Source organism: Campylobacter concisus, assembly GCF_003048375.1.
In the GTDB taxonomy this organism is placed as follows: domain Bacteria; phylum Campylobacterota; class Campylobacteria; order Campylobacterales; family Campylobacteraceae; genus Campylobacter_A; species Campylobacter_A concisus_T.
Genome location: NZ_CP021642.1, coordinates 1 through 17,118, shown reverse-complemented (window position 1 = coordinate 17,118; position 17,118 = coordinate 1). Strand labels below are relative to the sequence as shown.

Genomic DNA, 17,118 nt, shown 5'->3' with positions numbered 1-17,118 from the left:
TTTTTAATTAAATTTTATAGACCTCTTATGATCTTGACGGCTTCTACCATGTTTTTAAGGCTTGGCTCGACCTCTTCCCATTTTCTAGTTTTTAGGCCGCAGTCAGGGTTGATCCAGAGTTGCTCTTTTGGCAAGACTTCAAGCAGAGCTTTGATCTGAGCGACGATCTCCTCGACACTTGGCACGCGTGGGCTGTGGATGTCGTAAACGCCAGGTCCGACCTCTTGTTTGTAGCCAACGGCTTTGAAAATTTTAAGTAGCTCGTTGCCACTTCTTGCAGTCTCGATACTGATGACATCAGCGTCCATTGCCTCGATAGTCTTAATAATATCGTTAAATTCAGAGTAGCACATATGCGTGTGGATCTGAGTTTTTGCCTCGGCTGAGCTTACTGAAAGCTTGAAGCAATCAACCGCAAATTTCTCATAAGCTGGGATATTTTCAGCTCTTAGCGGATAGCCCTCTTTAAACGCTGCCTCATCGACTTGGATCACTCTGATGCCTGCATTTTGAAGGTCTGCGATCTCGTCATAGATGCAAAGTGCGAGCTGTTTTGCTACCTCGCTTCTTGGCAGATCGTCACGCACAAAGCTCCAGTTTAGCATAGTCACAGGACCTGTTAGCATGCCCTTCATTACGTGTTTTGTGATACTTTGAGCGTATTTCATCCACTTAACAGTCATCGGCTCTGGGCGGCTTACGTCACCAAAGAGAAGTGGTGGCTTGACGCAGCGGCTGCCGTAGCTTTGTACCCAGCCATTTTGGCTAAATGCGTATCCGCTGATCTGCTCGCCAAAGTACTCAACCATGTCGTTTCTCTCTGGCTCGCCGTGTACTAGCACGTCTAGGCCGATATCTTCTTGGAATTTCACGCAGTGATCGATATATTTTTTGATACCAGCTTCATAAGCGGCCACGTCGATCTCGCCTTTTTTGAAATTTTGGCGAAGTACGCGAAGATCAACCGTTTGAGGGAAGCTACCTATCGTTGTTGTTGGCAAGATACCGTATTTTAGTGTTTCGCGTTGAATTTTTATGCGGTCTTCAAATTTCTCATCACGTTCAAATTTGCTTAAATTTTTGATACGTTTTTGGACGCTTTCAGAGTGGATGAGCTTTGAAGTAGCGCGGGTTTTAACTGCATTTTTATTCTCTTCGTAAATTTTTGTTTCGCTCTCATTTAGCTTCTCGCCGTTTGCTAGTTTTGTGATGATCTTGATCTCATCAAGCTTCTCAACCGCAAAGCTTAGCCAGCTTTTGATCTCAGGGTTTAAATTCTCTTCATATTTTAGAGTGTATGGCACATGTAGAAGTGAGCATGAAGTGCCTATGTAAAAGTCTTTGCCGCCTATTTTTTCTGAAATTTCACGAACAAGTTTTACCTTCTCATCGATGTTGCTTTTCCAGATATTTCTGCCGTCGATCACGCCTGCAAATAGCGTCAAATGGCTATTTTTGATAGTCTCAAGTGCTTCGAAATTTCTCTTGCCGTGGATGAAGTCAAGTGCGATGCCGTAAATTTTAGTTTTAGCCACTTCGCCAACTGCCTTGATCGCATGCTCAAAATATGTCGCAAACACGATCTTGATGTTATTTGCAACGCCCGTTAGCTCGTTATAAACCTTTGTGATAAGTGGTAAGAGTAGCTCTTCGTTTTTGTCAGTTACGAAGATCGGCTCGTCAAACTGCACTAAAATTTCATCATCAAGCTTAGAAATTTGCTCAAGTAGCTTTTTGTACTCGCCTACAAGTGCGTCAAGATGCTTAAATGGGCAGCTGCCGTCAGTCGTCTTTGAAAGGGCCAAAAATGTGATAGGGCCGATCAAATTTACCTTGCCTTTTACGCCGTTAGCCTTCGCCTCTTTGTATTCATTTAAAATTTTGTCCGCTTTTAGGCTAAATTTACTCTCGCTGCTAAGCTCTGGCACGATATAGTGGTAGTTTGTGTTAAACCACTTTGTCATCTCCATCGCAACGCCGTTTTTATTGCCTCTTGAGCAAGCAAAATATTGCTCTAAGCCGCTTAAATTTGCAAATCTTGGAGGCGTAGCGCCAAAAGCGATGATGTTATCAAGCATTAGGTCGTAAAATGAAAAATCATTAACGCTAATAGCCGAAATGCCAGCGTCTTGTTGATATTTCCAGTGTCTTTGGCGAAGCGTCTTTGCAGTCTCTTGCAAATTCTCTTCACTAAAGCCCTCTTTACCAGCCCAAAAGCCCTCTAATGCGCGCTTTAACTCTCTTTTCTCTCCGATTCTTGGAAAACCTAAAACATAACTTTTTATCATTTTTATCCTTTATAAATTTCTATTTTTTAATTAAAACTGCGCAAGGCGCAGCAACCTTGAATATTTTTATGCGGGTATATCCCTTCGACCCAAACCCCCAGCATGTTCAATGTTGTTGCGCTGTGCACAAGTCTGGGCTACCCAAAATGCGGTGGATGACACCCGCTTTTTCTTAAACTAAAGTAAAATTTATAAAAAACCCTGCTAAAAAGGTCCTTGCCAAATTTCAGGCATTGCTTAGCTTTGCTATTAAAAATGCAGTTACAATGCAGCGGACCTGCTAACAAAAAGGGATTTATCTCAATGTGAAAAAATGTAAAATCATTTAAAAATTTGCGTGTTTTTTGAAAATCGCTGATATGTTTTTTGCCGAGATTAATGAGCTTTACGCATGGGACAAGGCATCAGCGTTTTTCCTTTGTAGTGAATTTTTGTCGCATTATAAACGCTCTTTGCCAAATTTTTGTTTAAAGTTTGGGCGCTACTAAATTTCACGCCCAGAATATTTAGTCTTTTTTGCCTTTATTTAGGGATTTTAGCTTAGCATCCATATCGGCTGTAAGCATAGTAAAGACTTTGTTTGTAAGCTCCTGCGTTAAGTCCTTAGCCTCTTGCATAGTCTTTTGACTAAATTCATTTAAGAGTTTGTCCGCTTTTTTCTTATCTTTTTTATAAAGTTTCACATACTCATCTTCAAATTTAGCCTGTTTTACTGCCAACTCTTTTTCAAATTTAGCGTAGGCCTCTTTTACCACTGGCGAATACTTCTCATAATCAGTCATTACAAGGGTTTGAAGCTTTCTATAAACCCAGTATATCGAAGTATCATCAGCGTCATATGAGCCATCAGAGTAGCCTTTTATAAAGCCATCAAGCCCCTCGTAATACGGCAAATAAACGCTAAGATCAGCCATACCAAGAGCGACGTAGGTCACGCGGCCGATCTCTTTTGGTAGCCACGGGCGCACCTGCATGACGTGAGACTCATACGTTCTAAAGACGCTTATAGCGCGGTAGATGTTTTTCTTATCTTCATCTTTGCTAGCGTAGTTATCAAACGCAGTGCCATCGTAGTGGGCTCTCATCGCAGCTTTTAGATCTTCAACACTTAGTTTTTTCTCTGGTTTTAAAAATACTGGGAATTTCTGACCATCAGCGAAGTCTTGTTTTAAGCTTGGATTAAACATACTTTGAACCCAGCAAACACGTGGATAGTTGTAGGTCATATCTCTCTCATCATCCCTTGTATAGGCCTTTGTAAAGTTAAATTCGCCATCTTTTGCAGGGTCATAAGTCTTGTTGTCGATCGCAAATTTGATCACATCTTTTGCGCCTATGAAATTTGGATCATTCTCTTTGTAAGCGTGTAGTCTGCCTTGGTTTGCAGTGACGAAATACTCATCTTGTGGGATCTTTGAAGCGATCCATTTATGACCTGTGCCAGTTTCAAAGTACCAAAGCTCGTTTGCATCGACAAATACCACGCCAAAGCCCTCTCCAGCGCCTTTTGTCTCCACTATCTCGCCAAGAAGCTTAACGCCCTCTTTTGCACTCTTCATACGTGGCAAAAGCACGTCTGGGATGTCATCTTCTGTGATGCCGGTCTCTTCGTTGTATGGATCAACTTTTAAAAGCTCATCTTTTGCATAGATGGTCTCAGTGCCACTAAGTCCTACGCCAGCCTCGTTGTAGCCGACTGCTCCGTGAAGTTTTGTGTGTGAGTTTGCGATAGTTGTGTATCTCATGCCATCTTTTGGGAGCGGATATGTAAAGTCATTTGCGCCGTCATGTGCCTTTGAGCTGTGCATGCCAGTTTGGTTTTTCGTAGCTGGATGTATCAAAAAGACTTGTGCCTTTATAGCCTTGCTATCAGCGCTTCTAGCCACTAGCATAGAGCCGTCGTTTGAAGCTTTATCTCCTACTAAAATGGTAGTGCATGCCAAGCTACTTGTGCCTAAAATCGCACTCATAGCGACGATTGATGCAAGAATTTTGCCTTTCATTTTTACTCCTTTAGTAAAATAAATTTCTTATATGTGATTATATTTCAAATTTAATAATTTAATTCTAAATTTTAAAACTTTTTTAAGTTAAATGTAAATTTATTGCAAATTTTGTCTAAGTGAAATTTAAATTTTCTAAAGGATTTTTCGCTATAATCCAAATCTTACGCACTTGCGTATAAAATTTCAAAAAGGATTAGCATGCCAAAGATGAAAACCGTTCGCGGTGCTGCTAAGCGCTTTAAAGTAGGTAAAAATAAGATAAAAAGAGGCTCTGCTTTTAGAAGCCATATCTTAACAAAAAAACCTAGTAAGCGTATGAGAGATTTGCGTGGCCCAAAATACGTGGACAGCACAAATGTCCCAGCCGTTCGCAAAATGCTCGGCGTATAAGCAGCTGCAGATTTAAGTTTTTGACAAAAAAGTCATTCAAACTCCCCCAAATTTAGGGGCAAGACTCACTTTGTGAGCGCCAATTTGTAAAAGGATAAATATGGCAAGAGTAAAAACAGGCGTAGTTAGAAGAAGACGCCATAAGAAAGTTTTAAAGCTAGCACGTGGCTTTTTCAGTGCTAGACATAAACACTTTAGAAAAGCTAAAGAGCAACTAGAGAGAAGTTTAGTTTACGCATACCGCGACAGACGTCAGAAAAAACGTGATTTCAGACGTTTATGGATCGTTCGTATCAACGCAGCTTGCAGACTAAACGACATTAGCTATTCAAGATTTATCAACGGCTTAAACAAAGCTAACATAGAACTTGATAGAAAAATTTTAGCTGATCTAGCTATGAATGACGCGAAGGCATTTGCGGCACTTGCAAAACAAGCAAAAGATGCTTTGAAATAACACCTTTTCTCCGCTTCGGCGGAGATCTTTTTTTATACACTTTAAATTTTAATAACAAAAACTCTAAAAACTATTTGTTTTAATTTACTACCCGCGACCTTTACAAACTACTAACTAAATTTAATTACCAGCAGCCAAAATAGCTAAATTTCAATACTCGTATCAAAGCAGTGTTTAAAAGCTCCACTAAATAAAATTTCGGCGGAAATTTTTACACCCCACTAAATTTCATATAAATTTATTCTCGAGATATTTAAGTAGCTAAACTCTTAAATGGTTTGTTTTTAAATTTTAAATCAATACCACTATAAATTTAGTATAAATTTAGCTAGCTGTTGGGCGTAAAATTTGATGACATAAATTTAAACACTTGTTTGCTCGGCTAGCTCAAAACAAGTGTTAGAAACTAGTTCTAAAAGCTTAAATTTCAATACTCGTATCAAAGCAGTGTTTCACCGCTCCGCTAAATAAGATTTTAGCGTTTTCAAGCCTAAGGCCAAGCTCCTCGCCGCTTTTTGGATAGACTTTTAGGCATTGTGCTGCGTTTAAATTTAAAGTAGCGCCGTAAAAGCAAGCCGCCATGCCAGTGCCACAAGCTAGCGTCTCGTCCTCCACGCCCCTTTCGTAGGTTCTCACCTTTAAAACTCCGCCATCAAATTTGGCTAAATTTACATTTGCATTGTATTTTTGGCGAAGCGCCCTGCACTCTTTGACGTCAAATTCATCTAAATTTCGCGTGAAATTTACAAGATGAGGCACGCCAGTATCGTAAAAGTACCAAGTTTTGCCACCTTCATTTAGTGGTTCGCTTAAAATTTTTGGACTTGTTAGCACGACCTCGACGCACTCATCTTTCACGCTTGCCATCACCTCGCCGCTACCAGTTAGCAGAGCAAATTCGCTTGAACTAACAAGGCCGTTTAGATAGGCATATCTAGCAGCCGCACGCGAGCCGTTGCCACACATCGCAGCGTAGCTTCCGTCGCTGTTGTAAAACTCCCATTTCACGCCCTTTTCGTAAGGCAAAAGCACGATGAGCCCGTCAGCTCCCACGCCGTTTGTTCGGCTGCAAATCTGCCTTGCAAGCTCGCTTCTATCTTTGCTCAAAAATGTGTGAAATATGACAAAATCGTTGCCACTAGCGTTATATTTTGAGACTTGCATGAGCCATCCTTTTATTTTTTGCGTGATTTTACTAAAATTTAGATAAGAGTTATTAGTGATTTTAAAGGAGCCACTTTGAAGAGCTGTATCTTAAATTTAGAAAAAGAGTTTTCTTTGATAGAAAATGGCTTTAAAGAGCAAGAAAGTAGGGCTTTGGCTGACTATAAAGCAAAGGGAGCAGAGCGCTGCAAAGAGCTTGCATACATAGCATACGGCTCGAATGTCTATCAAGTGCGGATGTATGCGGTTTTTCTCTTTGGGCACCTATCAGATAGTGAAGAAATTTTGGCGTTTATGAGAGATGAAGTCTCAAAAGATGAAAACTGGAGGGTTCAAGAGGTGCTGGCAAAGGCGTTTGACGAATTTTGTAAAAAAATTGGCTACGAGCAGGCACTTTTAACGATCGATAACTGGCTAAAAAACGGCAACGCAAATGCAAAAAGAGCCGTAAGTGAAGGCCTTAGGATATGGACAAATAGGCCCTATTTTAAAGATAACCCAGATGAGGCCATTAGGCGTCTAGCTAGCTTAAAAGAAGACGAGAGCGAATATCTTAGAAAGTCGGTTGGCAATGCTCTAAAGGATATAAGCAAGAAATTTCCAAATTTAGTAAAAGCTGAGCTTGCTAGCTGGGATTTGGATAGTAAAGAGAGCTTGCAAACATATAAATTTGCTAGTAAATTTATCAAGAAATAGCGCAAATTTGCCCTAGAAATTTCTCTAACTCGAGCTTTAAATGCTCCCTATCGCTGCTATTATCGATAATAAATTTTGCCATTTTTCGCTTTTTCTCGATGTTCATCTGAAGCTCTACTCTAGCTTTTGCATCCTCTAAGCTTAGCCCATTTCGGCTCATTAGACGGCTTAGTAAAAGCTCTTTTGGCGCGTAGATCACGGCTACATTTTTAAACTCGCTGTAGCGATTTTTTTTTTCAAAAAACAAAGGGATATCGACAAAATAAATCTCCCCCAAGCGCTCAAGCTGCGAAGCTTTGAAAAAAATTTCAGCCTTTATCTTTGGATGCAAAATTTGCTCTAAATTCTTAAGCTTTTTTGGCTCGTTAAAGACTATGGCGCCCAGTTTTTTACGATCTATCTTGCCAGTCTCATCTAAAATTTGCTCACCAAAAACTTCTACTATCTCGCATTTGCAAATTTCAAGCTGCTCGTGCGCGATGAGGTCCGCATCTATCACGCTAAAACCTCGCTCTTTTAGCAAATTTACAACCGTGCTTTTGCCGCTAGCGATCGAGCCTGTGATGACATAGGCGTTTGGAAAATTCTGCAAACTCGCTCCATTTTTGAAAATTGATAACAATTTTAGCAACTTTTGGCTAAAGTTTTAAAAAATAACCAAAAGGGTGAAAATGATAAGTTATAAAGATGCCGGAGTTGATATAGATGCTGGAAACAGCTTTGTTGAGGCGATCAAGCCTTTCGTAAAATCTACGCAAACACCAAACGTCATAGGCGGCATCGGATCATTTTCAGGTGCGGTCAGACTGCCAAGCGGATATAAAAATCCAGCCATTTTAGGCGCGACCGACGGCGTTGGCACGAAGCTTCGCCTAGCTATCGACGCTAAGAAATTTGACGGCGTTGGCGAGGATCTAGTCGCTATGTGCGTAAATGACCTCATCTGCAACTTCGCCACACCACTCTTTTTCCTCGACTACTACGCGACTGCAAAGCTTGAGATAGAAAGCGCCAAAGAGGTTGTAAAAAGTATCGCAAATGGCTGCAAAAAGGCGCAGTGTGCGCTGATCGGCGGTGAGACAGCCGAGATGCCGTCGATGTATGAAAAGGGTGACTTTGACCTTGCTGGATTTGCCGTGGGTATCGCTGAGGCTGACGAGATCGACAGAAGCAAATTTGTAAAATCTGGTGACGTTTTAGTCGCACTTCCAAGCAGCGGCCTGCACTCAAATGGCTTTTCATTGGCAAGAAAGGTTGTAAGCGAGCTTGGGCTAAAATTTGACGAAAAAGTGGGTGAGCGCAAGCTAATCGACGTGCTTCTTGAACCAACTAGAATTTACGTGAGCGACTTTTTAAACTTAAAAGATAAGATCACAGCGATGGCGCATATAACGGGTGGTGGCATAGTTGAAAACTTGCCTCGCGTCTTCCCTGCTGGACTTGGCGCGAAGGTGCAAAAAAGCGCTATAAAAACGCCTGAAATTTTTAAAATCCTAGCTCAAAAAGTAGAAGATAGCGAGATGATGAGGACATTTAACATGGGCGTTGGCATGATCCTTGTCGTGCCTAAAGAAAACATTGATGCTGTGCTAGCAAATAGCGATGGCTACGTGATCGGCGAAGTGGTAAGTGGCAAAAGCGTTGAGCTAGTTTGATGCAAGAATTTAGCAAAAAATGTCTGCTAAAAACCAAAAATAAGAGCTTTTTTGATCTTAGCATTTATGAATATATAGGCTATTTTGGTGTACTAGAAAGCGATATCAAAAAACTTGATCTCTATAGTCACTGGTGCAAGGTCTCACGCGCCTCTACTATGCTCTGCGTCACACATGATAGCGGCGAGAGTGACAACCTAGTCTATCTATATGACTGGGATAAATTTAGCCGTATCTACATAAATACAGGAAATTGACTTGGCAAAACAAAAGGCAAAAATCGCACCGATCTGGGCTAGAGTAAAGGCCTTTATCATCGATCTTTTCATCATCGGGATGCCGATATTTTACATCAGCACATATCTCGTTCTTGGCGGTAAAGAGGACTTTTTAAACAACCAGCTTGCCATCTTTGTGGTAAATAGCATCATCTCATTTATAATGTGCCTATTTTTTAGCATAAAAGCACAAACTCCAGGCTACAAAGCACAAGAAATTTATCTCATAAATTTACAAACCGGCAAAAAACTAAGCCTTTTTCACGCGATCTTGCGCCAAATTTGCTTTGCATTTGCTGGCTTTAGCATCATCGGACTTTGCCTTTGCTTTTTCAGAAAAGACAAGCTAAATTTGCACGACATCATCACTCACTCAGCCGCCGTGCAAAAAGCAGCTTAAATTTACTTCGCTCCGTGCTAAAGTAGGCGGTTTTTGCCTAGCTTTGTGTCGATACTCTCTTTTATAATGGAGCAGATATATTCTTTAAAAAGCCCTATGTCTTGCTCTTTACAGGGTAGCAAGCAGGTGCCACTAAGAAGTTACAAAACGGGCTAATCTATGCTCTTAATTTTTTATCTTGGCAACAGCTTTATCACAAAATAATGCACATTTATCAATGTAAATTTAGCTGATGAATTATTGTTTCAAATTTTTGGTCATAAATCGCCTATATGGCAAGGTAAATAAAGAAAATCAAGGTCAAAAACAAGAAAATTTAGCTACAAGCCACGAAAATTTTTGATTAAATTTGAGTGAAATTTAAGCACTTTGTGAGTAGAGTTTAACTTCGTTTATCAAAAACTCATAGACTCTTTGCTGCACTAAAATTTCCTCCTCGCAGCCACTCATCAAGCGGCGAAGGTGCGAAAAGTCTATCTTTTTAGCATATCTTTTGTGGTCTTTCATATCTTTATCTATGCATAAAAGAAGCGTGTCAAGCGTGATCCTATCGTTTCTTTTGACCCTTGCGACGTACTCTCTAACGGTTTGAATTAAGAAGTCTTTTCTAGTCTGATCGTTTTCATAAATTTCACTTACGATGTCATTTAAGATGGAAAAATCATCTTCGTCTGGGTCAAATTTAGCCGAGATAATCGCAGCAAAAATTTTGGCACGAAACTCTAAAGACTTGTGATGATAGATGAAAAAATCCCTAAAAGCCGATAAAAAACGAAGTTTGATCTTTCCTGGCATTGCCCTACTTTTGGTGAAATTTATGTGAGATTATATACTCTTAAAGCTAAATTTTTAAAAATGTAACTATAAAACTAAATTTAAGTATAGTTTTTGTATGATTGCGAAGCTCCTTCTTAGACCTGTGCAATGCTTTTTATGAGCACCGCTTCAGGGTGGGAACACAGCAGAGCACTTGTATTAAGTGTGTGCCGCAGTCATCTGAGAGGGGGTCTTTCTAAACCAAAATGCTCATTAAAATCATCGCAAATTTCTAAAAAATCCACTCCGTCGATCTTAGGTTTTTCGCTAAAAAATTTATACATATTATTAAAGCCGTCAGTTAGCTCTTTTGACTTGACGCCGTAGCTTATGGAAATTCCAGCTTCGATGTAGGCTGAGAGCTTGTCGCAGTATTTTAGCGCTTTGCCATCGATCGGGTTAAATTTATCCTCATTGACGTTCTCCATAGTCCCTTCGTGGCAGATGATCTTGCGCTCGAATGTCCTATTTTCAAACTCATCTTTGATAAATTTCTCGCCATCTTTTCTGATACCAAGGATGTAGCTAAACTCATCTTTGATCTTTTCAGGCACAAATGGCAAAATCCTCTCATCAATAAGCCTCATCTCATACTCGCTGATGATCTCATTTAGCCCCTTTACACCGTATTTTACAGGGCTTATGATATCCCTTGTAAGGCTCTCTGGTAGATCGTGAAATAGTGCGCAAAAGAAGTTATTTTCTAGCCGTTTTTTGCAAGCTTTTGCTTTTAGTGAGTAAAAGTAGCTTAGTATCGCAACAACTAGCATATGTCCTAAGACCGCAGTTTCAGGGATGCGAGGCGTTTGTGCCCAGCGCTTTTGAAACCTTAGCCTGCCACTTAGATCAACAAGACGGGCTAGTTTTTGATTCATAGCGATCTTTCTAACGCCGATTAACTCATAATAATCCTCCATCTCCTCCTCAACCTTCGCCTTAAGCTCGTCGATATCGCTTAAAAACTGGCTAGTTTGATAGACGATAGAAAATTCCCACCTCGTGGCAAGATAGCTGGCTGCTTTTAAGATGAGGCGCTCTTTTTCGTGGCTTTTGTCATTTTTATAGTGGTTTTTAAATCTCTCCAAAAACTCGCCACCCTCGATATCTGAGATGAGTGTCTCAAGGTTGCTTAAAACCCAGCTATTTATCTGCTCTTTTTTTGTCTTTTGGATGTGGTGAAAGACGTCAGGGCGTATGTCTGTGACTACGACTCTGCTTAAAAACTCAAAAATTCCAGCCTCGATGATGTAGTTCATATCGGCATTTTGCTCTTGTTTTGCTATGAAATAAGCGATGATAAATTTATGAGCCTGCTTGTCAAGCTCGACTAAATTTGTCATCTTTGGATAGTCGTTCCAACGTGATATAGATGCTGCTTTAAAGATATGTTCTATAAGCTTAGCACTTATCATTATTTATCCTTTTTGACTACTTTTGGCTTCTTATCATCTGCGTAGCTTATCTTTCTAAAGCCCTCTTTATTTGAGCTTCTTCTTGGCTTGTCATCTTTTTTAAATTTATCATCTCTGCTGCCTCTGCTGCTACCAGCTCTGCTACTACCACGATCGCTTGTGCTACGTCTTTCACGTGGCTTATCACTAAAGCTTCTCTCCCTACTTTTTGGAGTAAATTCTTTCTCTTCAGCTGGCTTTTTTACGACTAGATCAGAGCTGACCTCGATAACCGTATGGACATTTCCACGTGGGTTAAAGTCGCCCACTATCTTCATAAATTTAGGCTCTAGTTTTTTCTCTAAAACAGAGTAAATTTCATTTATACTATCTTCGTGGCTGATATTGCGGTTCATAAAGCTATTTATATAAAGCTTTATCGCTTTTAGCTCGACAACTAGCTTGTTTGGTATGTACTCAAGGTATATGGTCGCAAAGTCAGGATAACCAGAGCGAGGGCAAAGGCAGCAAAATTCAGGCAGAGTGATCTTTATGACATAGTCCCTTGTTTGCTTATTTTCCCAGACCTCAAGGTCACTCTCTACGTCAAATTCTTTCAAAATTTTCTCGCCGTATTTCATCTCTATCTCTAGCTCTTCGCTCATTTTTTATCCTTTATTTTTTTGCTAATTAGGTCAAATTTAAATTTGATCACCTTTTAAATATCCAAGTGTTTAACATCTTTTGCGTGGTCTTGGATGTAGTTTCTTCTTGGCTCGACCTCATCGCCCATGAAGAGATTAAACGTATCAGAAGCACTTATAGTGTCGTTTATATCGATCTTTAAAAGTCTTCTGTTCTCAGGGTTCATAGTTGTCTCCCAAAGCTGCTCAGGGTTCATCTCACCAAGACCTTTATAGCGCTGGATATATGCACCTTTTTTCGCATTTTTCTCTACTTCATCAAGCACGTCTATAACGTCACTATGCAAGTCTAGGCCGCGCTCTTTTATCTTTTGGCTGATGTAAAGCGCCTCTTCATAGAGTGGATTTGTAAATAAATTTTCATTTACCACAAGCTCTTCTAGGCCGCTCTCTGTTTGGACGTAAATTCTAACCTCATCTTCGCTAACGTAGTGATTTAAGATGTTATGACCCTCAGCTTTTAAGAAATCTCTTAAAATTTCAAAAATTTCATTGTAGCTTTTTGAGACGATGTCTGGATTTTCTATCATATAGCGGATCGCTGAAAGGACGTTAAAGCGTTTTTCAAGCTCTTTTAAGACGCTTCTATAAGCTGCAACGATCTTTAAGAAGTCGATGAGATCCGCACTGCCGATACCCTCTATATCAACGCCCTCGATACCAGTTTCGATAAGAAATTCGTTTAGTGCCTTTTCATCTTTTAGATAAATTTCTTTCTTGCCTTTTTTATAGCGGTAAAGTGGCGGCTGAGCTAGGTAGATGTGGCCGTTTTCTACAACTTTATTTAAAAATCTAAAGAAGAAAGTTAAAAGCAGCGTCTGAATGTGGCTACCATCGACGTCGGCGTCGGTCATGATGATGATCTTATGATATCTAAGCTTTTCAGCGTCAAATTCATCTCCGATACCGCAGCCTAGCGCTGTTATCATATTTTTTATCTCGTCAGACTTTAAAATTTTATCCAGTCTTGCCTTTTCGACGTTTAGAATTTTACCCTTAAGCGGCAATATCGCTTGAAAAACTCTATCACGACCCTGCTTTGCAGAACCGCCCGCAGAGTCGCCCTCCACTAGATATAGCTCGCTGATGACTGGGTCTTTGCTCTGGCAGTCAGCTAGTTTGCCAGGGAGCGTGCCTACGCTCATGCTCTCTTTTTTGCGAGTTAGATCCCTAGCTTTTTTAGCCGCTTCTCTACCACGAGCTGCCATTAGAGCTTTATCCATTATCGCTCTTGCTTCGATAGGATTTTCTTCAAAATACTTTGTAAGCACGTCAAAAACCATCTTTTGAACGATAGGTTTTACGTAGCTAGAGCCTAGTTTGCCCTTTGTTTGTCCCTCAAACTGCGGCTCTGGCACCTTTACGCTCACAACTGCGATAAGTCCCTCGCGGATATCTTCACCAGTTATCTTTGTATCTTTTTCACGTGCAGCAGCGTTTGCTTGAACGTAGTTTGTGATAACTCTTGTAAGACCCGCTCTAAAGCCAGCCTCATGCGTACCACCATCTGGAGTTTTGATGTTATTTACAAAGCTTAGTAAATTTTCACTATAAGTGTCGTTGTAAAGCAGTGCAAAATCAACCATAACATCATCTTCGCCGCCGCTAAATGAGACTGCTTTGCTGACAGCATTTGCCTTGTTCATATCAGTTACAAAGCTCTCAAGTCCGCCCTCAAAATGAAAGCTCTCGCTTCTGCCATTTCTTTGATCTTTGAAATTTATAGTTATCTTTGGATTTAGATAGGCTAGCTCGCGAAATCTTTTTACTAAAATTTCATCGTCAAATTCAGTCACTTCAAATATGCTATCATCTGGCCAAAACTCGACTTGCGTGCCTGTGCGGTTTGTAGTTTTTATAACTTCAAGATCGCTTTGAGGGATGCCTTTTGCAAATTCTTGTCTGTGAAGCTTACCATCACGTTTGATATTTACGACTAGCTTTTTAGAAAGGGCATTTACGACAGATACACCAACTCCGTGAAGACCGCCAGAGACCTTATAAGTGTCCTTGTCAAATTTACCACCAGCGTGAAGCACAGTTAAAACAACAGTCGCAGCTGAAATTTTTTCAGTTGGGTGCATATCTACTGGGATACCACGGCCATTATCGCTAATGATCGCTGAACCCTCACGTGTAAGCTCAACATCTATCGTATCACAGTATCCTGCCATCGCTTCGTCGATAGAGTTATCAACGACTTCGTAGATCATGTGGTGAAGACCGCTTATGTTAGTATCACCTATATACATGCCTGGGCGCTTCCTAACCGCCTCAAGCCCTTTTAGTACTTTAATATTTTCTGCGCCGTAATTATTTTCCATCATAAACCTTTTTTAACTTATATATTTAATGGACTTATAACCGTTAAAAGCTCTTTTGAGCTAACAACGAAAGGTAAATTTTTATCTTTAAATCCAAACTCAAATTTCTCATCTTCTATGCTTTGTAAGAAGTCTATTAAATTTCTATTTTTTACATTTATGCTGATATCTTCTTCAAGTCCTGTTTGAAACTCTATCATCGTTTTGGCTTCAGAGTTGTCCTCTATGATGCTCTCAAATGTGATGCTCTCTTTTGAAAAAGTTATCTTCATCTGATCGCTTAGCATAGAAATAGTCTTGATGCCTTCAACCATCTTATCTCTGCTTAGCTCAAATCTTATAGCGATATCTTTTGGTATAACGCGCTCATAGTCAGGGAATTTGCCGTTTATCAGCTTTGTGAAAAACTCAAAATTTTGGCTTTGAGCGATGAGGACGTTTTCATCATAGTAAATTTCTATCTTGTCGAAAAATAGCTTTTGAATTTCATTTATTGCCTTTTTAGGGATGATCAGTGAAAACTCATTGCTCGCTTCATTTGCAAATTTAAATACAGCTAGCCTTTTTGTATCGGTGCCTACTATATTTATATAGTTTTGTTTTATATCTAGTAAGGCGCCGTTTAGCTCAAATTTAGGGTTGTTGCTATCTATGCAAGGTAAAATTTTCTTTAAACTTCTTCCTAGCATTATGGCGTCTATGTTAAATTTGGCCTTGCCTTCTATCGTTGGAAACTCTGGGAAGTCTTCAAATTTATACATAGGAAGTTTGTATTTTGAGTTTTTTTGCTTGATGTAAAGATAGTTATTAACAGTTTCAAGCGTCACCTCTTCATCTTTTAGGCTTTTTATGATGTCAAGTAGCTTTTTACCATTTGCAGTTGCATAGCCCTCATCAACGATCTTTGCGTTGCTTAGTTTATATGCTAGTCCTATCTCGTGATCAGTCGCTTTTATGTTTAAAACCCCATCTTTAACTGAAATGTAGATGTGAGAAGTGATAGCACTAAGATCTCTTTTTTCGAGATATGGATTAGTGTTTGTTACTATGCTCTCAAGCATGTTTTTGTTTATTAAAACCTTCATTAAATACTCCCTCTTATTTTTAATTTTCTTTTTGTTGTATTAGTTGGTAGCGTGAAAGTGTGAAAAGCATCTTTTCTCACGCCAGCATCGTTATTTAAAATGTGAAAAGAATTTTTTATTTCTTCACATTTATTCACGAATTTCATTCTGTTTTTATCCTTTTGTTAAAATTTTGTTCTTTATCTCAGTCACTCTGAGATTGAAAATTTCGTTGCTCTCCATGAGCTCGTTTATCTTTTTTATATTGTGACTAACGGCGCTATGGTCTTTCATACCAAAATAGTTTGCTATCTGCGGCATTGAATTTGTAGTGAGCAACTTCGCAAGGTAGATGATGATGCGTCTAGCCTCGACGATGTTTTGCACTCTTGACTTGCTTTTTATGTCGCTTGGTTTGATATTTAGCTCTTTGCTCACGATCTCTATAATGGTCTCTAAATTTATATTTTCATGCTTCTCTTTGATGAGATCTTTTAGTGTGTTTTTAGCAAATTCAAGCGTTATCTCAACTCTCATCAAGCTTGCATAGGCGTTTAAATTTATGATAGCGCCCTCGATCTCACGGATATTATCGCCCATGTTTGTAGCGATGTAGTCGATGACCTCTTTGTTTAGATAAATTTTGTCAAATTCACATTTTTTGATGATGATGGCTATCTTTGTATCAAGCTCAGGCGGCGTGATATCAGCCATTATGCTCTGTTCAAACCTAGACTTTAGCCTCTCATCAAAGCCTTTTAGTATCTTTGCTGGGCGGTCTGAGGTCATGACGATCTGACCTTTTTTGGCGATGAGTTCGTTAAAGGTGTTGAAAAACTCCTCTTGAATTTTATCGGTTTTGCCAAGAAACTGCACGTCGTCTATTAGTAAAACGTCGCAGTTTCGGTACTTTTCACGAAATTTAGTCATCGAGTGGCTATTTAGATGAGTGGTAAAATCAATCATAAACTGATCGCTCGTCACGCAGATAACGACCTTGCCTTGATCTAGGCAGTAGTTGCCAACTGACTGAAGCAAGTGCGTCTTGCCAAGACCTGTTGTGCCATATATAAAAAGTGGGTTGTAAAGCACGCCAGGCTTGTCTGCAACTGCTTTTGCGTTTAGAAATGCAAACTGATTTGAGTCGCCGCAGACAAAATTTTCAAATGTATATCCAGGGTTTAAAATGCTGCTTTGCGCCTTGATCTGCTTTACATTTACTTGGTTTTGCTTTATATTTTTTAGCTTTGTTTGGCTAGTTATCTCGACCTCTGGCTTTTTGCCGGTTTTTACTTCGTAAAGGTAGGCGATCTTTTCTGCATATCTAGTTTTTATAAATTTAGCCATCAACTCACTCGTGGCGTTAAAAACTATAAAATCTTCGTTTGAAGCCTTTTCGTTAAATTTTAATTGTTTGATGTAGCAGTCAAATTCATTAGCTGATATTTTTGTCTGTAAAAGCTCTAAAATCTCGTCTGCTAGCAA

General features: G+C 39.7%; 16 protein-coding genes and 1 other RNA gene. 7 read left to right on the top strand and 10 right to left on the bottom strand.

What is annotated here, in order from left to right; genetic code table 11:
- Nucleotides 1-14: 14 nt before the first annotated feature.
- Both metE and CCS77_RS00085 read right to left on the bottom strand, forming a co-directional pair.
- Complete coding sequence (gene metE / locus CCS77_RS00095) at nucleotides 15-2,288, bottom strand: 5-methyltetrahydropteroyltriglutamate--homocysteine S-methyltransferase (RefSeq protein WP_107916186.1); 2,274 nt, start codon at nucleotides 2,286-2,288, stop codon at nucleotides 15-17.
- Nucleotides 2,289-2,794: 506 nt separating this feature from the next.
- Nucleotides 2,795-4,291: a C69 family dipeptidase gene (locus CCS77_RS00085; protein WP_107916185.1), complete on the bottom strand. Its 1,497-nt coding sequence runs from the start codon at nucleotides 4,289-4,291 to the stop codon at nucleotides 2,795-2,797.
- Nucleotides 4,292-4,492: 201 nt separating this feature from the next.
- On the opposite strand from CCS77_RS00085, the gene rpmI reads away from it, so the two are divergent.
- Together rpmI and rplT are read left to right on the top strand one after the other, a co-directional pair.
- Nucleotides 4,493-4,684 carry a 50S ribosomal protein L35 gene (gene rpmI, locus CCS77_RS00080; protein ID WP_072594071.1) on the top strand — a complete coding sequence of 64 codons (192 nt, stop codon included), beginning with the start codon at nucleotides 4,493-4,495 and terminating at the stop codon, nucleotides 4,682-4,684.
- Between the two features lie 100 nt (nucleotides 4,685-4,784).
- Nucleotides 4,785-5,141 (top strand): 50S ribosomal protein L20, encoded by a 357-nt coding sequence (rplT, locus tag CCS77_RS00075; RefSeq protein WP_009295119.1) that lies wholly within the window; start codon nucleotides 4,785-4,787, stop codon nucleotides 5,139-5,141.
- Nucleotides 5,142-5,561: 420 nt separating this feature from the next.
- Here rplT and dapF read toward each other — a convergent pair whose 3' ends face one another.
- Entirely contained in the window at nucleotides 5,562-6,305 is a 744-nt protein-coding gene (dapF, locus tag CCS77_RS00070; protein ID WP_107916184.1) for a diaminopimelate epimerase, read from the bottom strand.
- A gap of 75 nt (nucleotides 6,306-6,380) precedes the next feature.
- Here dapF and CCS77_RS00065 point away from each other — a divergent pair, with 75 nt between their 5' ends.
- Nucleotides 6,381-7,001: a DNA alkylation repair protein gene (locus CCS77_RS00065; RefSeq protein WP_107916183.1), complete on the top strand. Its 621-nt coding sequence runs from the start codon at nucleotides 6,381-6,383 to the stop codon at nucleotides 6,999-7,001.
- Here the strand turns inward: CCS77_RS00065 and coaE are convergent.
- Complete coding sequence (gene coaE, locus CCS77_RS00060; protein WP_107916182.1) at nucleotides 6,991-7,593, bottom strand: dephospho-CoA kinase; 603 nt, start codon at nucleotides 7,591-7,593, stop codon at nucleotides 6,991-6,993. The two genes, CCS77_RS00065 and coaE, sit on opposite strands and share 11 nt — an antisense overlap.
- Before the next feature lie 79 nt (nucleotides 7,594-7,672).
- On the opposite strand from coaE, the gene purM reads away from it, so the two are divergent.
- Genes purM through CCS77_RS00045 form a run of 3 tightly spaced genes read left to right on the top strand, consistent with a single transcriptional unit; the run spans nucleotide 7,673 to nucleotide 9,334 of the window.
- Nucleotides 7,673-8,656 (top strand): phosphoribosylformylglycinamidine cyclo-ligase, encoded by a 984-nt coding sequence (gene purM, locus CCS77_RS00055; RefSeq protein WP_107916181.1) that lies wholly within the window; start codon nucleotides 7,673-7,675, stop codon nucleotides 8,654-8,656.
- Nucleotides 8,656-8,913 (top strand): hypothetical protein, encoded by a 258-nt coding sequence (locus CCS77_RS00050; RefSeq protein WP_107916180.1) that lies wholly within the window; start codon nucleotides 8,656-8,658, stop codon nucleotides 8,911-8,913. The genes purM and CCS77_RS00050 overlap by 1 nt, the downstream gene beginning before the upstream one ends.
- 1 nt (nucleotide 8,914) lies before the next feature.
- Complete coding sequence (locus tag CCS77_RS00045) at nucleotides 8,915-9,334, top strand: RDD family protein (protein ID WP_103601265.1); 420 nt, start codon at nucleotides 8,915-8,917, stop codon at nucleotides 9,332-9,334.
- A 360-nt stretch (nucleotides 9,335-9,694) separates the two neighbouring features.
- Here CCS77_RS00045 and CCS77_RS00035 read toward each other — a convergent pair whose 3' ends face one another.
- Nucleotides 9,695-10,129: a hypothetical protein gene (locus CCS77_RS00035; protein ID WP_107916179.1), complete on the bottom strand. Its 435-nt coding sequence runs from the start codon at nucleotides 10,127-10,129 to the stop codon at nucleotides 9,695-9,697.
- A gap of 113 nt (nucleotides 10,130-10,242) precedes the next feature.
- Between CCS77_RS00035 and ffs the strand changes: the two genes are divergently transcribed.
- Nucleotides 10,243-10,340: signal recognition particle sRNA small type (gene ffs / locus CCS77_RS00030), an RNA gene on the top strand.
- Here the strand turns inward: ffs and CCS77_RS00025 are convergent.
- The 5 genes from CCS77_RS00025 to dnaA all read right to left on the bottom strand — a co-directional run bounded on the left by CCS77_RS00025 (nucleotide 10,327) and on the right by dnaA (nucleotide 17,118).
- The gene (locus CCS77_RS00025) at nucleotides 10,327-11,562 is read right to left on the bottom strand and encodes an HD domain-containing protein (protein WP_103557844.1); all 1,236 of its coding nucleotides are present in this window, start codon (nucleotides 11,560-11,562) and stop codon (nucleotides 10,327-10,329) included. The genes ffs and CCS77_RS00025 overlap by 14 nt on opposite strands.
- Complete coding sequence (gene queF / locus CCS77_RS00020; RefSeq protein WP_236635274.1) at nucleotides 11,562-12,206, bottom strand: preQ(1) synthase; 645 nt, start codon at nucleotides 12,204-12,206, stop codon at nucleotides 11,562-11,564. The genes CCS77_RS00025 and queF overlap by 1 nt, the downstream gene beginning before the upstream one ends.
- 53 nt (nucleotides 12,207-12,259) lie before the next feature.
- Nucleotides 12,260-14,569 (bottom strand): DNA topoisomerase (ATP-hydrolyzing) subunit B, encoded by a 2,310-nt coding sequence (gyrB, locus tag CCS77_RS00015; protein ID WP_107916178.1) that lies wholly within the window; start codon nucleotides 14,567-14,569, stop codon nucleotides 12,260-12,262.
- 17 nt (nucleotides 14,570-14,586) lie between these two features.
- Nucleotides 14,587-15,654, bottom strand: coding sequence for a DNA polymerase III subunit beta (dnaN, locus tag CCS77_RS00010; protein WP_107850074.1), 1,068 nt, complete (start codon nucleotides 15,652-15,654; stop codon nucleotides 14,587-14,589).
- A 153-nt stretch (nucleotides 15,655-15,807) separates the two neighbouring features.
- Complete coding sequence (gene dnaA, locus CCS77_RS00005; RefSeq protein WP_021088779.1) at nucleotides 15,808-17,118, bottom strand: chromosomal replication initiator protein DnaA; 1,311 nt, start codon at nucleotides 17,116-17,118, stop codon at nucleotides 15,808-15,810.

Bases quoted from the DNA above. Each gene is read 5' to 3' on its own strand.
- metE (WP_107916186.1), bottom strand. From the start codon at position 2,288: ATGATAAAAAGTTATGTTTTAGGTTTTCCAAGAATCGGAGAGAAAAGA.
- CCS77_RS00085 (WP_107916185.1), bottom strand. From the start codon at position 4,291: ATGAAAGGCAAAATTCTTGCATCAATCGTCGCTATGAGTGCGATTTTA.
- rpmI (WP_072594071.1), top strand. From the start codon at position 4,493: ATGCCAAAGATGAAAACCGTTCGCGGTGCTGCTAAGCGCTTTAAAGTA.
- rplT (WP_009295119.1), top strand. From the start codon at position 4,785: ATGGCAAGAGTAAAAACAGGCGTAGTTAGAAGAAGACGCCATAAGAAA.
- dapF (WP_107916184.1), bottom strand. From the start codon at position 6,305: ATGCAAGTCTCAAAATATAACGCTAGTGGCAACGATTTTGTCATATTT.
- purM (WP_107916181.1), top strand. From the start codon at position 7,673: ATGATAAGTTATAAAGATGCCGGAGTTGATATAGATGCTGGAAACAGC.
- CCS77_RS00050 (WP_107916180.1), top strand. From the start codon at position 8,656: ATGCAAGAATTTAGCAAAAAATGTCTGCTAAAAACCAAAAATAAGAGC.
- CCS77_RS00035 (WP_107916179.1), bottom strand. From the start codon at position 10,129: ATGCCAGGAAAGATCAAACTTCGTTTTTTATCGGCTTTTAGGGATTTT.
- CCS77_RS00025 (WP_103557844.1), bottom strand. From the start codon at position 11,562: ATGATAAGTGCTAAGCTTATAGAACATATCTTTAAAGCAGCATCTATA.
- queF (WP_236635274.1), bottom strand. From the start codon at position 12,206: ATGAGCGAAGAGCTAGAGATAGAGATGAAATACGGCGAGAAAATTTTG.
- gyrB (WP_107916178.1), bottom strand. From the start codon at position 14,569: ATGGAAAATAATTACGGCGCAGAAAATATTAAAGTACTAAAAGGGCTT.
- dnaN (WP_107850074.1), bottom strand. From the start codon at position 15,654: ATGAAGGTTTTAATAAACAAAAACATGCTTGAGAGCATAGTAACAAAC.